Below are 14504 nucleotides of genomic sequence, written 5' to 3'. Positions count from 1 at the left end.
GGATTTCAATTAATAAGACTTGGGGCTTAAGCTCCTTATTAAAGGTAGGCAAACTGACGCTACAGTGTACTAATTAATTCGTATAACTTGCAATTTTCTGTAAGTAATACTATTTCCCAAATCTTGGCAACACATAAACTGACTGTAGGGGCGTACAGGTGTACACCCCTACCTATGTATCTGTATCAGCTATTTCGTTAAACGTTATAATTAGGCAAAAATGATATGACGCAATGTGTAACTTAGAGTTGCTCATTGCAATATTTTGGTGCGTGCAAGAGTTGTCCAGAGAATAACTTTTACAATTTCTGCCCTGCATAAATCGATCGCACTTCGCCGTTACGCCGGATGACAGCTTCGCCATTACTAACATCTACTAGTGTCCAACCGCTTGAGCCGATGCTTTCACCCATATTGATGCGGCGAGTCACGCCATCAATTTTAAACAAAGCAGCAGATTTGTTGCCTAACTCTAGCAACCCCTCTAAGGTATTACTTGGAGCAACTGCGATCGCAGTTGGCGAATATACTTGTTCCTGGGTAATAGTTGGTTCTGATGATTCGAGTCCTGCCCGTAATGGAACTACTGGTAATGCAGGCAGAGGGTTGGGTGTTTGCCGCACAGTAATGGGTGCAGTTTTCGCAGCCACAGGTTTGAGTTCTGCTTGTACAGCCGCAGCTAACATGTTGACGGTTACAGGCTTGCCAGCTTGTCGCACCGTATTCAGGGCAGTTTTCACAACATTAGGTTGAGAACGCTGCAACACACTCGCAACTTGTGGTACAAGTGTGGGACTACCAGGAATAGCCGGGAGTGCGTAGCGCATTGGCGATGGCGCTTGATAAACCGGAACGTAGATGCGCTCAACAACGCTTGCAGAACGGTTAGGGATTGGTGGTGTATTGTTAGCTAGAAGTGGAAGTGCTGGTAGATTACCAGTTGTTTGCTCACGAGCAAGGGCTATTTCGTTAGTATTTGTCTGACTGAAGAATCGCGGGCTAAGAGATTTTTGATTACTTGCTACTTGCTTATCTATAACTGCCAGCGCTTGGAGCATGTATTCAACTAACTCTGCCTCAATTTCTGTTTTTACAGGCAACTGTAACTGCGGTTGCGGCACTAGAAGAGCTGACTCAGGCAATTTGGTATTTAAAAGATATATGACTCCAGACTGTACTAGGTAGATAATACCAGCGATCGCCACACCTAAAGTTGTTCCCACAATCAGCAGTTTGCCCAAAGTAGGACTACTTTTCTGAGGCTTATTACTAACTGATTTAACGGTGGCGGAGTCAAACACAACGGTATTCAATTGCTTGTGGTTATCTTGAGCAAGTGACTGTATTGGTTGGTTGAGTGTGTTCGGTAAGATAATCTGCGGTATCGTAACTGTTTGCAGCACGTTTTCTGGAGGCGACTGGCGTTGAGGTTGGGGGGTAACCCCAGCAACAGGCTGGCTCGATTTGTTCTGACTACTGTGCCTAACGGTTTGAGAAGGCAGATTACTACTTACATCCAGAATGTAGTCGATATCGGCAAAGAGTTCATCCATTAGGCCATTAGCATAGTTTTCTATCGACCAAGGCTCGTTGGCGATTAAGTCTTCTGATGGTTCCGGTACTATGAGACGGGTGCTGGCTTCTTGTAACATAGACGTTCTCTCTTTGTTGCTAGGACGGGAAAACGCCGCCCCTACTGCCTGGAAATCAGGATTATTAATAAAACATTCAATCCCCCATCCTATTGAGACGAGTTGATTGAGCGTTGGTATTAAACTCAACTTTCATCTGGGGATTGTTGATGATGGCAGTACTAATATTTATGTCATCTATCATACCAATCCCCCTCCTTACTACTATACTCAGTCTTTATCAAGTTTATATGAGGCTAATGCTGGAAACTCAGACTGGCTTTTGGTTTTACGCAATTCTAAATATAATAATAAAGCATTAATATCCGCTGGGTTTACACCACCTATACGTGCAGCTTGACCGAGAGTGAGTGGTTTTACGTGAGTCAGCTTTTCCCGTGCCTCTTTAGAAAGAGTATCAATTGTTGTGTAATCCAAATCCCCAGGTAAGTGGCGGTGGGCTTGGCGGGCAATTTGGTCAATCTGATTTTGTTGCCTAGCGAGATAGCCAGAATACTTGATGTCAATTTCTGCGCCTTCTTTCTCGGCGCGGTTGAGGTTGAGGTCTCCCAGTCCGAACCTGTCGAGGTCAACGTAATGGAATCCCGGACGCCGTAGCAAGTCATTCAGGGTAATTGAACCTTTAATTAATTGCTGGGTATTAGATGCGATCGCTATGCCAATTTCATCATGTTCTTTAACTCGTGTAGCTTGCAATCTTTGTTTTTCTGTGGTAATATTACCTTCTTTTTGGGTAAATAGCTCCCAGCGGCGATCGTCAATTAAACCAATTTCTCGCCCCAAGGGTGTCAAGCGTTGGTCGGCATTGTCAGAACGCAATATCAATCGGTACTCTGACCTACTGGTAAGCATCCGGTAAGGTTCCCGCAGGTCTTTTGTACACAGGTCATCAACTAGCGTCCCAATGTAACTTTGTTCGCGGGCAAAGATAATCATTTCTTGAGAGCGAACAAATCGAGCGGCGTTAATTCCCGCCACAAGCCCTTGGGCTGCGGCTTCTTCATAACCTGTGGTGCCGTTAATCTGCCCAGCACAAAACAGCCCAGCAATCTTCTTGGTCATCAGTGTGGGGTAACACTGAGTTGCTGGTAAATAGTCATATTCCACAGCATACGCCGGACGGAGCATCACACATTTTTCCAAACCGGGGAGAGTCCGCAACATATGCAGTTGCAAATTTTCTGGTAACCCTGTGGAAAACCCTTGGATATAAAGTTCGGGTATATCCCTTCCTTCTGGTTCAATAAAGATTTGATGGCTTTCTTTATCGGCAAAGCGCACAATTTTATCTTCAATACTGGGACAATAACGCGGCCCTTTGGCTTCCACCCAACCGCCATAAACTGGCGACAGGTGCAAATTATCCTGAATTAGGCGATGGGTTTCGGCGGTTGTGCGGGTGATGTAGCAAGGCATCTGTTCCCGTTCTACCCACACATCCGGGTCAAAACTGAACCAGCGCACATCTTCATCCCCTGGCTGGATTAGCATTTTACTATAATCCACCGATCGCTTATCTACCCGGGCTGGAGTTCCAGTTTTGAGTCTTCCGGTTTCAAATCCCAGGCGATTTAAGGTTTGTGTCAATCCTTCAGCCGCAAATTCCCCAGCCCGTCCGGCTGGCATTGATTTGTTACCAACCCAAATTTTGCCTCCCAGGAAAGTGCCAGTTGTTAAGATGACTGCTTTACATTGGAACCCTACACCAAAATAAGTTTCAACGCCGATGACTTCATCGTTAGCGCCCAGCACCAAGTCTGTTGCCATACTTTCGCGGATTGTCAAGTTTTCTTGGTTCTCAACAATATTTTTCATCACCGCTGCATATTCGCGCTTGTCCGTCTGGGCGCGTAATGCCCAAACAGCAGGCCCCCGTGAAGAGTTGAGGATACGTTTTTGCAGGTAGGTGCGGTCTGCTACTTTACCAATTTCTCCGCCGAGTGCATCGACCTCATGGGTCAACTGAGATTTGGCCGGGCCACCCACTGCTGGGTTACAAGGTTGCCAAGCGATTTTATCCAAGTTGAGCGTCAATAGCAGGGTACGACAACCGAGGCGTGCAGAGGCGAGAGCTGCTTCGCAACCGGAGTGACCTGCACCGACGACTATGACATCAAAAGCGTCTTGGAATTCAACGGAATTGTGCATGGTCATACTTACAGGATCGGCAAGCTTAGAGTTCTTTTCAATTTTAACTGTTCCAGTGGTTTCATGGATGTAACTTTCTGATAATAAAGTTATCAATTTTACTATAAATAAAAGACTAATTGGGGTAAGTTATAATCAAATTTATGGCTTTATTATTCGGTTTCGTTTATTTCTTGTAGGTATAAATATGAAAATCAACAAAATAACCTTTTATGACCATGAACTAGAGTGGCAATTTGAACCGATACATTTTTCTGAACTCAATCTTTTAGTTGGTATATCCGGTGTTGGCAAAACAAAAATACTTGAATCTATTATGAGCTTGCGAACAATAGCTAGAGGTGGTTCATTGAATGGTGTGGAATGGGATATAGATTTCTCGTCAAACAATTATGAGTATAAATGGAATGGTGAATTTGAAACCAAAGAAGTAGATGCATTCATCCTTAACGATGAAAAGGCAGAAAAGAATAAATTTAGAATTAATAGAGAACAATTATCTGTAAATGGAAAAGTTATTATAGAAAGAAATAATCATCAAATAGTATTTAATGCTAATAAATTACCAAAACTTTCACCTTTTGAAAGTGCTGTAAAAATATTGAGCGAGGAAGAAAATATTGCACCTGTTAAAGATGGATTTAACAAATTTATTTATAACGATCAATCAAGAAGAGAAACTTTTGTCTCTCTAGATGATATGATTTATTCTCCAATTATTAATAATAAATTAGCGGCAAAAAAATATTCCTCTCTAGAAGAGATTCAGGAAAGTAACTTACCAACTCAAATCAAATTAGCATTAGTTTATAACTATCATCCAGAAACTTTTCAAGAAATTAAACAGCGGTTCATAGATATATTTTATCAGATAGAAGATATCAAAATGGAACCGAAGGAAAATGAGAATTTGCCTAAATTTATTGCAGATTATCCTTTGATTAATATCAAAGAAAAATGGGTTAATAATTGGATTACTGAAAAACGTATATCTTCTGGAATGTTTAGAACACTAATGCATATTAGTGAACTTTATTTATCTGCCGAAGGGACTGTAATTTTGATTGATGAATTTGAAAATAGCTTGGGAGTTAACTGTATTGATATTTTAAGTGACTTACTACTAGAGAACAGAAAATTACAATTCATAATCACTAGCCATCATCCTTATATTATTAATAAAATTGGAATGGAACATTGGAAAATTGTGACTCGTCGAGGTGGCGTAGTAACAGCTAAGGATGCCAAAGATTATAATCTTGGTAAATCTAGACATCATGCCTTTATGCAACTGATTAATCTTGATGCTTACAAGGAAGGAATTGCAGTCGGATGAATTTATACTTTCTTGTAGAAGGAAAAAAAACTGAAAGAAAAGTTTATCCAGCTTGGCTAAAACATCTGTTACCAGAACTGCAACAAGTTCAGAATTACGATGAAGTCGATAAAAACAACTATTATCTATTCAGCGCAGAAGGTTATCCTTCGATTATTTACGGTCATCTTCCAAATGCTGTTGCAGACATCAATGCAAATGGCAAGTATAACTACTTTGTAGTCTGTCTTGATGCAGAGGAGAATACAGTTAGCTGTGTCCAGCAGGAAATTTATGATTTTTTAACTGCGGAAAAAATTCAGATGGGAAGTACAGAGCTTGTTGTAATCATCCAAAATCGTTGTATTGAAACTTGGTTCTTAGGAAATAGAAAAATTCACTCAAGGCAACCCCAAAGCAAACCATTATTAGATTATACGCGTTATTATGATATTTCAGTTAATTGCCCAGAGCTAATGGGTAAATATGATAAATTCAACACTCATGCTCAGTTCCATGAAGCTTATTTAAAAGAATTATTTAGAGCAAAAAATATTAACTATTCTAAAAAAAATCCTGGTGATGTAATGAAGCTATATTACTTAGAAGAATTATTAAAAAGGATTGAAGATCAAAAATACCACTTACCTAGTTTTCAAGATTTTATAAATTTTTGTAATATGATTAAATCTAAATTAAATACTTAATTGATTAATGAAAAAAGTTTTAAGAAAGACAAAATTTATTACTATAGTTCTCTTCATAATTTTCACATTAGTAGCCAGTAATGAGATTACCCATCACCAATTGGGTAGAACTCCCCAACCATTAAATGGATGCTTGAGTATTGATTCATTACCTTGTACAAATGGTTCAAAAGAGACAATATTAGAACCATTTATTCCCAACCCAGAATTAAATGATCAACAGCGTTTTTTATCTGCGATCGCTAGAAAGTTACCTACAATTCCCCAGCCTGGTACTTATGAATATACTTTGCTGCGAACATATGGCGCAGTCTTTGTAAATCAAGATGTCGGGATTAAACTGCCGCAAAAAGATATCTTTGCTAATGAACAAGAAACCCAAAAGTTCCAAGCTACTTTAACAATGGGTCATGTTGATGGTACTAACGACTGTTACTTACAAAAATCGGCGGCTGATGCTTTAAATAAAGCGCGAGTCCAACAACATATCCCACTAAAATCTGGTTATGGTTCTGGTGATTGTACTCGCACTTTCAACACGAATTTAAGATTTTGGTACAAATATGCTAACAATCAAATTTTGGCGAAAGTTCAACAGGGCAGAGAAACAAAAATTCTCGGTTTGGTTGCACCTCCTGGAACTTCACAACATCTCTGGGGATTAGCAATTGATTTACGCATATCTAATCAAGAACAGAGAAAAGCTCTGAATCAAAATGGTTGGTTTCAAACTGTAGAAAACGATATTCCACATTGGACTTATGTGGGTTTATCTGAAGAAAATTTACCTCTGTTTGGTTTTAAAAAACAAGCTATTCGGGGCATTAATTATTGGCTTACACCACTATAGCGCTCCTAAATGAGTTTTGAAAATGAACCAACCGCCAAGCCGCCAAGAGCGCCAAGAGTGCCAAGAAAAGAAAAAGAAGTTTTCACATATGATTTAGGACTGCTATATAATTGTTAGATAACATGAAAACTTTTAGGTAGCATGATTTGCGGGGCGTTGATTGTCACTATTTAAGACAGAATAACATCAAAGACACTGATAATATTTTAGATGTCAAGCGTTTTCCTGATATCAAAAAGTTATTTTTTGATGCTTATAAAACTCGTTATTTAAATACATATCCTGTTGATATTAATAAGGAAAGTGCTTTACATATCCCGCTTTTTTAGTATAAAAATAAAGGTGAAAAATTTTCTTAATATCAGTAGAAGCCGGGTAAACCTGTCCATGATTTCAGGAAAATATCTATTGATGAGCCAGATGAAAATTTATCTCCTAAGTTGTTAGAAGAAAAGTTTTTTAGTGTTAGCGATACTGATGTATTGCTTTACCAAGTCTTGACATAATATTAAACATGCGTACCAAGTTAATGTATGTGTTGAGCTTTTAGCTTGGCATCTATGTAAAAAAGGATATATCGAGTTATATTATGCAAAAGTAACTCTAGTAACCCAAGTTGCTAATTTGCTTTAGAGCCTTCCAGGTTGTAACCACCAGTTTTACAGTCTTTAAAGATCGCCTCAATTCCAAAACGCTGACTGTAAATTTTAATGGCAGATTCTAAGTCAGGCAAGTTGGTTAATAAATACCAAGCATCATCCTCTTGTTTACCTCGATACACTGCTAATTATCAGATTTAATGCCTGATCAAAAAGTTTTGTAACAATTGTGGCTGCTTTGTGTAAAAGTCAGGATTAATACATGAGATATAGTGCGATCCGGAACTTGGTAGCTTCTGATTTGAGGTCTTTTATGACTAATGACCAAAGAAAACAACTAGATGTACAACTTAAAGAATTAGCGTTCGCAGCCCAACAATACACACATTTAGCTAAGGGAAAGCGAATAGCTTTAACACGTCTGATTAATGCTATTTGGCAATCTGGTAGGCTTGTTCGTCCTTATAAAGGTCAATTTCAACTACTTTATGAGGATATTTATGATGAGGCAGTACAAAATTTATTTTTCTACCTTTGTCAAGATAAAAATATTAATAAGTATGACGCGGAACGCGGCGAAGTCATGACTTGGGTAAATATGCTATTAACTAAACGTTTTTTTCCAGAGGCTATCCCGAAAGTGATCGGTAAAGAAAATGAAATAAATCTCGATAACTCTCACTTGGAAAATATCCCATCATCTCAACCTATGTCTCTATTTGAACAAGTAAGAGAATGTATAGAATCCGATCCAGAGTTGATTTTTTGCAAGGAACACATAAAAGGTCATCCGGAGGCAAATTTTCAAGCTATAGCTAAAAGAAGATGTTCTGGCATTTCCTGGAAAGATATTTCAGCAGAATGGGGTATTGGAATCACATCTTTACATAATTTTTATCAACGCTGTTTGAAAAAATTTGCTGAGAAATTTCAAGAATATTTATATATTTAATCTGGAATAGAATCTAATTAGCTAGGCAAAAAATATGAGAGAAATCATAGACTTTTTAACATTTTCAGCCCCTATACCTGTAGATGGAAGGCATCGAGCAGAAGAGTTGCGTAGACGACAAGCCACGGAAAAAAAAGGTAACCAAGTTTATCTCAATACTTTATCTGTGTCTTTCGTAAACTCTTATCTACGATACATGGGATTTGAGACAGACTTAGAAAAAAGTAATAGTTGGAATGTTATACAACAGACACTGATGGATGTAGCTGATTTGTCGTTAAAAAACTTGGGCTTGTTAGAATGTCGCCCAGTATTGGAGGATGCACAATTTATTTACATGCCGCCGGAAGTACAATCAAATCGAATTGGTTATGTAGCTGTGCAGATCAGCAAATCATTTAGAGAAGCGAAGTTGCTGGGATTTGTCAAGCAGGTACAAACTGATTTATTACCCATTAATCAACTACAACCTTTAGAATATTTCTTGGAGTATTTAGAAGAACTTTCTCAATTAAAACTTAGTGAAACATCTAATACTTCGCTTATCTTAAATCAGAACTTAGTTAAATTGAAGCAATGGTTGGAAAATATTTTTGAAGCTGGTTGGCAAGAAGTTGAGACTCTTTTAGGCACTCAAATTGCCAATTCAGCTTGGAGTATGAGAAGTAAAACAGGCGCTTTTATTAGTAAGGGCAAGCTGATTGATTTAGGAAAACTTTTAACAGATCAAGCAGTAGTTTTAATTGTTACCCTGCCTCCTGACAATGAGCAGGAAATGGACATCATTGTAGAAGTACATCCGACAAACGGAGAACATTATCTGCCACCAAATCTCCAACTAATGGTACTGGATTTTGAGGGAGCATCTGTAATGGAAGCCCAAACTAGAAGCAGCAATAAAAATATTCAATTGGAGTTTAGTTGTGAGGTAGGAGAACGTTTCAGCGTTAAACTTGCTCTAGGAGATATCAGCATTACAGAAAATTTTGTCGTTTGTTGAAAACAACAGCAGAGGTACTGCCAATGAGAAAGTTAGTTGTGCTGAAGCTAGATGGCGATTTGCACTTAGGCGTACAGGTGACGCTGGAGATTGGGGAAGAGGGCAAACGCCCTACTATAGAAATTACTGGCAAGCTGCCCTCTAATCTAGATATGGCAACAGCAATTGACCAGTGGCAGTCGATATATCGCAGCTTGTGGAAATTTACCCGGATCAAAGCCAAAAAAATTATTTACGATGGTTCTATCTCCCAGCGGCGTAAGGAGTGCAACAACAAAGCTAATGAGGTGCAAGAGCATCTGAATAACTGGTTGCTGTCTGAATCTTTCCGTCCCCTGCGGGAAAAATGGCTCAAACACCTGATGCCAGATGAAGAAGTGCGGGTGTTGATTCGCACTCATTGTTTGCAACTAAAAAAACTTCCTTGGCATTTATGGGATTTGGTGGATCGACATTACCTAAAAGCTGAAATTGTTCTTAGTATTCCAGAATCAGAAGCAGTGACAGCCGCATTGCAGACATCCACCTGGAGAAATAAAATTAGAATTTTGGCGATTTTGGGCGATAGTAACGGTATTGATGTGGAACAAGACCGCCAGTTACTAGAAAAATTACCCGGTGCTACTACGACTTTTTTAGTAGAACCTCAATGTTCAAACATCAGCGATGAATTGTGGAAACAACCTTGGAATATCCTATTTTTCGCAGGTCATAGTAAAAGCGAGGGTGATACTGGTTGCATCTATATTAATCAGACAGATAAATTAACAATTGATGAACTCAGATATGCCCTGACAAATGCTGTAGCCAACGGATTACAATTAGCGATTTTCAACTCCTGTGATGGATTGGGATTAGCGCGAGAACTACAAGATTTGCAGATTCCGCAAATTATTGTCATGCGGGAGCCAGTGCCAGACTTGGTAGCTCAAAAATTTTTAAAGTATTTTCTAGAGGTTTTTTCATCAGGACAATCTATATATGGTGCGGTTCGCACTGCCAGACAAAGGCTCAAGGGAATAGAAAAGGAATATCCTAGTGCAAGTTGGTTGCCAGTGATTAGCGAACATCCTGCCGTAGTGCCAATAACTTGGTTAAAGTCACGATGGTTTTTTAATACCCGTCGCCTTGAAAGTTTATTAGTTTTGAGCCTGCTGATAACTGCTGGTGTACTAGGGATAAGACACCAAGGAGGATTGCAAACATGGGAGTTGCTTTCATTCGATCAATTAATGCGATCGCGTCCACAAGAAAAGCAAGATTCGCGCCTTTTGATAGTCACTGTCACCGAAGATGATCTTTATCTAGCAGAGCAGAAGCAAAAAAGTGGGTCACTATCAAATCTTGCACTAGCGAGACTGTTGGACAAACTTGCACAGTTGCAAGCGCGAACCGTTGGCTTGGATATTTATCGTAGTGAGCCAGTACAACCTAACCAGGCTTCTCTAACCACTCGTTGGAAAACTGATGACAATTTTTTTGCAATTTGCAAAGTTAGCGATCGCACACAAAATTATCAGGGAGTTTCGCCTCCAGAAGGGGTTCCACCAGAACGCCAAGGATTTAGTGATATTATCCCAGACTCAGACAATGTTTTGCGTCGTCATTTATTAGCAATGCAACCAGCAGACCCAACGTCTCCATGTACTGCACCTTACGCCCTTAACGCCCAACTAGCATTCCACTATTTAAATAAAGAAGGGATTTCTGCTAAATATACTGCCTCTGGAGACTTGCAGCTAGGTAACGTCGTTTTGAAACGGTTGCGATGGCACATGGGAGCCTATGAACAAGCGGATACAGCTGGCTATCAAATACTGCTCAATTACCGCTCTTACCAAGGTTCTCCTTTAGAAATTGCTCCTAAAGTCACGCTTAGAGATGTTCTTAACGGTAAAGTCAACCCTGAACTAGTCAAAGACCGAATTGTGCTTATTGGTACCACTGCCCAAAGCTTTCGTGATTATAGCCTTACTCCATACATGAATGAGCAGGGTTTTACCCAAGAAATACCAGGGGTGATTCTGCAAGCGCAAATGGTGAGTCAGTTGGTGAGTGCGGTTAAAGATGGGCGGGCTTTGATCAGAGTTTGGCCTGTTTGGGGTGAAGTGTTATGGGTTTGGGGTTGGTCTGTGGTTGGAGGTGCGTTCAGCGTAGCCGTGTCGCAGATATTGCCTTGGCGCGATCGCTCAGGACTATATTTAGTACTAACAGGAGGATGCATACTTGTAGTCTTATACATTCTTTGCTTAATTCTCTTTTACCAGGGGATTTGGGTTCCCCTAGTTCCGTCAGCCTTGGTTTTAGTCGTTACTGGCGCTACAGTGAGGATTTACCTATCTTTACAACCAAGTCAGCAACAATTTATTTCTACAAAGTGATACTAATTTAAAAAATGATTGCGACAAATATTATGTACAAACTCAGACCTTAAAGGCGATTCCCAATCCCAAATCTAAAATCTAAAATCCAAAATGGTATAAGGCATAAAAAAATGAAATTGTCTGTGCAAAAGATGCAAATTTTCCTCGCCGTTAGTTTAACATTCCTTAACTGTATACAAGTGCGGGCAGAGCCTCAAAACCCCAACGAACAATTAAATCAATCATTGATTTTCGCTGCGCCGCCTCCACCAAAAGACATCGGGGAACCAGGTAAGCGAACAGAAGCAGGTAGCCGTGGATGTAGTCAGGACATGAACAAGCCCCTGACTTCTTCTCAAAAGCGACTCACAGCTTTAGTACCTGTTTATTCAAATCCAGAATTGGTCTTTGGAATAACGATCGCTGAGTATCCTAGTTTCTTATTTTATGTTCCTTATTCATCCGACTTTGCCTATGGAGAGTTTGTGCTAGAAGATGAAGCAGAAAATCAGACTATTTACAAAACTTCTTTAACGGGGACACCTGGAATCGTAAACCTTCGCTTGCTATCAAAAGCAGCACCTCTAGAGATTGGCAAGCAATACCGATGGTATTTTAACATCTACTGTCAGAAGGATAACCAAATTATTGCTAATGTTGAAGGTTATGTAAAACGGGAGCAACTAAACCCTGCTTTGAAAACTCAATTGGAAAAAGCAACACCACGCCAGCAAGTAAACCTTTATGCGGCTAATGGTATTTGGTATGAAACGCTGAGTGCTGCTAGTGAATTGCGTCGCACCAATTTGCAAGATACTTCTTGGACAGCGCTGTTGAAAGCTGTTGGTTTGAATGATTTTGCAACTGAACCAAGGGTGGAGTGCTGCAATTTAGAGAGTGAGTAAGGTAAGCTCATTTATGCAGGTCGATGCAATCGAATTGTCAGTCGATACAATGGCATTGTTAGTCGATGTGATCGCATTGCAGGTCGATGAAAAAAAACCGGCGTTGCAATCTGACTTTCTGAATTACGAATTACGTAGCTTGCTTCTCGCCGGAGGCGAGTATTAGGAATTAGGAATTGCTTTGCAAGATGCAGGCTTTAGCCAAGGACTATGAGGCGTAGTGGTGGGAAGATTTGCTGTCAGCACGACTTGCCCTTTTTCGTTTAGCGCCAAACCAGTAGCTTCTATGATGGGTTCTGGTGTGGTAGTAGTTATTTTACTCGGAACAAATGTGCGATCGCGGCGATCGTTGCTTGGATTGAGAGTCACCAAATCTACCTGCACTGCATCAGCGTTAAGAGCTTCGCTTGGATTAGGAGGCAACCCGCCGCGTCCAGTTATAGTAAAACTGATCTTAGCTAAATTTCCATCAGCTTGACAAGTCTGTGCTACTTGGGTATCAACTGGTATTGTTGACAGGTTGACTAAGCCGCTGTTAGGGTCAATATCCGGCGTGTTAAGTTCTACAGTGCCGTTTACACCAAACTCAGAACTAGCGGTGATATCCGAAAGAGAAGTTTGGTTAGGGCGGGGTTGAATGCCATAGATACCAAAGGCTTGAATATCTACTCTCCCACCACTACCTGTGTAAGCATTAGCAGTGATGTCGCTATTTTCATTTGGAACGGCGACAATGAAGCCATTATGAATATTGATTGTGATGTTACCGCCATTTCCCCCAGCACCTGCGATCCCCGCCGTGGCGGATATATTACTATTGCGACGTAATAGTAATATATCCTGCACTTGTAGTATTATGTTACCGCCATCAACTGATGCCGCCCTAGCATTGAGGGTTGCTTGGTTGTCCAGTAGAATAGAACGAGCCACAACTTCTAGGTTGCCTGGCTTGCCAAAGCCTAGATTACTATTAACACCTACCTCAGCTTGATCCTGGACAATTAACTTTCCGGTAGTAATTCTCAAGTTGCCAGTAGTTCGGTTATTCTCAGTCCGATTTGTTAAACGGCTTTTAACCGAACCACCTGGTATTCCTACCACTTCTTTGCTTACCTCAACGGATTCTGAGGCGTTGACGGTTAAATTTCCCCCATTCCCTGTACTATTAAGCACAGTACCCGCAGATACCTGCCCCCCATCGCGGATTATTAACTTTTTGGTGTTAATTGTTAAGTTGTCAGCATTTCCGCCACCTTCAGTCCGAGTTGTCAAGCGGCTTAAAATAGTATCTTCTGGTTTTGCTGTGAATCCCATTACCTCCACGGAATCCGAGGCGTTTACAGTCAAACTCCCCGCCGCCCCTGTACTACCAAACATAGTACTAGCGGATACCTGTCCCCCAGCCTGAATTATTAACTTTTTGGTGTTAATCGTCAAGGCTCCAGCATTTCCACCACCTTCAGTTCGAGTGGTCAAGCGGCTACTGTTTTGACTATCTGCTGATAATCCATTTACATCCACGGAGTTAGAAGCGTTCACGATCAAACTCCCCCCCGATCCTTCACTACCCCCCCTAGTACCAGCAGATACTTCTCCCCCAGCCTGAATAATCAACTTCCCAGTGTTAATCGTCATGCCTCCGGCATTTTTACTATTTCCAGTTCGCACAGTCAAGCGGCTATTTGCTCCACCATTGACTGATTTTCCACTCACTTCCACTGAGTCTGAGGCATTAATAGTTAAATTTCCTCCATTCCCTTCACTATAAGCAAGAGTACCAGCAGATACTTCTCCCCCAGCCTGAATAATCAACTTCCCGGTGGTAATTATTAAGTTTCCAGCGTCTCCACCACCTTCAGTTCGAGTGGTCAAACGACTATTGACTTCACCATCTACTGATTCTCCACTCACCGCCACCGAGTCTGAGGCATTAATAGTTAAATTTCCTCCATTCCCTTCACTATAAGCAAGAGTACCAGCAGATACTTCTCCCCCAGCCTGAATAATCAACTT

The 14504-nt window shown here is 40.5% G+C and carries 11 protein-coding genes and 1 pseudogene; 8 read left to right on the top strand and 4 right to left on the bottom strand.

From position 1 onward, the window contains the following. Positions 1 to 299: 299 nt before the first annotated feature. Together V7K85_RS17140 and mnmG are read right to left on the bottom strand one after the other, a co-directional pair. Entirely contained in the window at positions 300 to 1652 is a 1353-nt protein-coding gene (locus V7K85_RS17140) for a hypothetical protein (protein ID WP_334814847.1), read from the bottom strand. 210 nt (positions 1653 to 1862) lie between these two features. Continuing rightward, entirely contained in the window at positions 1863 to 3806 is a 1944-nt protein-coding gene (gene mnmG / locus V7K85_RS17135; protein WP_334814845.1) for a tRNA uridine-5-carboxymethylaminomethyl(34) synthesis enzyme MnmG, read from the bottom strand. 181 nt (positions 3807 to 3987) lie between these two features. On the opposite strand from mnmG, the gene V7K85_RS17130 reads away from it, so the two are divergent. From V7K85_RS17130 to V7K85_RS17120, 3 genes are read left to right on the top strand one after another with little or no spacing between them, the layout of a single operon-like run. Next, positions 3988 to 5136, top strand: a complete 1149-nt coding sequence (locus tag V7K85_RS17130; protein WP_334814823.1) for an AAA family ATPase — start codon at positions 3988 to 3990, stop codon at positions 5134 to 5136. After that, positions 5133 to 5822, top strand: coding sequence for a hypothetical protein (locus V7K85_RS17125; RefSeq protein ID WP_334814822.1), 690 nt, complete (start codon positions 5133 to 5135; stop codon positions 5820 to 5822). Before V7K85_RS17130 ends, V7K85_RS17125 begins: the two co-directional genes overlap by 4 nt. A gap of 7 nt (positions 5823 to 5829) precedes the next feature. Then, positions 5830 to 6672 carry a D-alanyl-D-alanine carboxypeptidase family protein gene (locus V7K85_RS17120; protein WP_334814821.1) on the top strand — a complete coding sequence of 281 codons (843 nt, stop codon included), beginning with the start codon at positions 5830 to 5832 and terminating at the stop codon, positions 6670 to 6672. A 619-nt stretch (positions 6673 to 7291) separates the two neighbouring features. On the opposite strand, the gene V7K85_RS17115 is transcribed toward V7K85_RS17120, so the two are convergent. Continuing rightward, on the bottom strand, positions 7292 to 7453 hold the full coding sequence (locus V7K85_RS17115) for a hypothetical protein (RefSeq protein WP_334814820.1): 162 nt from the start codon (positions 7451 to 7453) through the stop codon (positions 7292 to 7294). A 131-nt stretch (positions 7454 to 7584) separates the two neighbouring features. Here V7K85_RS17115 and V7K85_RS17110 point away from each other — a divergent pair, with 131 nt between their 5' ends. The 5 genes from V7K85_RS17110 to V7K85_RS17090 all read left to right on the top strand — a co-directional run bounded on the left by V7K85_RS17110 (position 7585) and on the right by V7K85_RS17090 (position 12657). Beyond that, positions 7585 to 8223: a sigma-70 family RNA polymerase sigma factor gene (locus tag V7K85_RS17110; RefSeq protein WP_334814819.1), complete on the top strand. Its 639-nt coding sequence runs from the start codon at positions 7585 to 7587 to the stop codon at positions 8221 to 8223. A gap of 34 nt (positions 8224 to 8257) precedes the next feature. Continuing rightward, on the top strand, positions 8258 to 9223 hold the full coding sequence (locus V7K85_RS17105) for a DUF1822 family protein (RefSeq protein ID WP_334814818.1): 966 nt from the start codon (positions 8258 to 8260) through the stop codon (positions 9221 to 9223). A gap of 23 nt (positions 9224 to 9246) precedes the next feature. Further along, on the top strand, positions 9247 to 11604 hold the full coding sequence (locus V7K85_RS17100) for a CHASE2 domain-containing protein (protein WP_334814817.1): 2358 nt from the start codon (positions 9247 to 9249) through the stop codon (positions 11602 to 11604). Between the two features lie 113 nt (positions 11605 to 11717). Further along, complete coding sequence (locus tag V7K85_RS17095; RefSeq protein WP_334814816.1) at positions 11718 to 12491, top strand: DUF928 domain-containing protein; 774 nt, start codon at positions 11718 to 11720, stop codon at positions 12489 to 12491. A 34-nt stretch (positions 12492 to 12525) separates the two neighbouring features. Further along, the gene (locus tag V7K85_RS17090; protein ID WP_334814815.1) at positions 12526 to 12657 is read left to right on the top strand and encodes a hypothetical protein; all 132 of its coding nucleotides are present in this window, start codon (positions 12526 to 12528) and stop codon (positions 12655 to 12657) included. On the opposite strand, the pseudogene V7K85_RS17085 reads toward V7K85_RS17090, so the two are convergent. Further along, positions 12654 to 14504 (bottom strand): annotated as a pseudogene (locus V7K85_RS17085) (S-layer family protein); the annotation flags it as partial. The gene V7K85_RS17090 and the pseudogene V7K85_RS17085 sit on opposite strands and share 4 nt — an antisense overlap.

The organism is Nostoc sp. (genome assembly GCF_036917615.1).
In the GTDB taxonomy this organism is placed as follows: Bacteria; Cyanobacteriota; Cyanobacteriia; order Cyanobacteriales; family Nostocaceae; genus Nostoc.
Note: the sequence above shows the minus strand (reverse complement) of the source record. Positions and strands in the feature narration are given on the sequence as shown.